We start from the raw sequence: 1,023 nt of genomic DNA, 5'->3' as shown, positions 1-1,023 counted from the left end.
TTGAGCGTAGACACCTTGCTCAACAGCCCTGGGGCTCTGCCCATTCCACGGTCACTCCGCCGTCACCCGATCGGTGGCCCAGCTGAAAAGGCTCAATGCGCACAGCGGTGCCGAACCCAGCCGTCGGCGTCCTTGGCGCAACGCTGCCGCCGACGGATCGACATCAGGCAGGCACGGCGCGGCGACCAACGCGGACCACACGCCGCGGTATCCGCACTCCCCGAACAGCGCCATGGCCAGGACGAAGTACACCATCACGCGGGCCGGCAGCTTACGGACACACGCACCTGCACCCGACCGGTCGCGATCAGCACTGTGTCGACCAGCGACGGTGTGATGACCTGCGTCAGCTCACCCAGATGACCGGCCGCGAAGGCCGGACCACCCGCCCAAGGACGTAATCGCATGCCAGAATCGGGCACCGAGGCTCCTTCGCAGAACACTGTCTTGGTCGACACCTGTTCTACAAGGAGCCTCACCCCCGCCCAGCCAACTTCCGCGAGCCTTGACGCATGGCTGAGCAGCCAAACTTCCCTGTCTTGCGTCTTTCCCTGGCCGCGATAGGCAGCCGATGCCTGATGAACAGCAAGGCCGGTGAGATAGACCATCGGCTGGTCGTGGCAGAGTAGCAAGCCGATGAGCAGGGCGGCCCCGCCGTGGTTGATATCCACCGCCCAGAGAACGTCGTCAGCGAGCGCCAGTACGTCGCTGATCAGCTCTAATAGAGCGGCCTCATCGTTCAGGACTCGCCGCGACAGTAGGCGTTCGCCTTCCGCGTCGATCACCACGCAGTGGTGGTGTTCCTTGCCGATGTCCACGCCGGCCCAGATCTGGGGCACGGTCACCTCCGCCAGCTCGTCGTCCAACTGCAGTCCCGCAGACGACCTCGCCGACGTTGTCCTACACAGCGATCGAGTCGCATATCCCAATTACTGACTTTGAAGCCGGGTTGTCGTAGGGGGCTGACGATCGGTGATCGTCGCGGTATGCCGGGTGTATGAGGTATCCGCAGGGTGGGGGTCT

At 63.9% G+C, this 1,023-nt stretch carries 2 protein-coding genes; both read right to left on the bottom strand.

Going from position 1 to position 1,023, the window contains the following annotated elements; all coding sequences use genetic code 11:
• Positions 1–51: 51 nt before the first annotated feature.
• On the bottom strand, positions 52–255 hold the full coding sequence (locus ACFYP3_RS37985) for a transposase domain-containing protein (RefSeq protein WP_388842705.1): 204 nt from the start codon (positions 253–255) through the stop codon (positions 52–54).
• Positions 255–866, bottom strand: a complete 612-nt coding sequence (locus tag ACFYP3_RS37980) for a transposase (RefSeq protein ID WP_388842703.1) — start codon at positions 864–866, stop codon at positions 255–257. Before ACFYP3_RS37980 ends, ACFYP3_RS37985 begins: the two co-directional genes overlap by 1 nt.
• Positions 867–1,023 lie beyond the last annotated feature (157 nt).

It is taken from the genome of Streptomyces sp. NPDC005533, from assembly GCF_042871845.1.
Lineage (GTDB): Bacteria > Actinomycetota > Actinomycetes > Streptomycetales > Streptomycetaceae > Streptomyces.
The sequence above is the reverse complement of the archived record's forward strand: the minus strand, read 5'-3'. Positions and strand labels throughout refer to the sequence as shown.

Bases quoted from the DNA above. Each gene is read 5' to 3' on its own strand.
- ACFYP3_RS37985 (WP_388842705.1), bottom strand. From the start codon at position 255: ATGGTGTACTTCGTCCTGGCCATGGCGCTGTTCGGGGAGTGCGGATAC.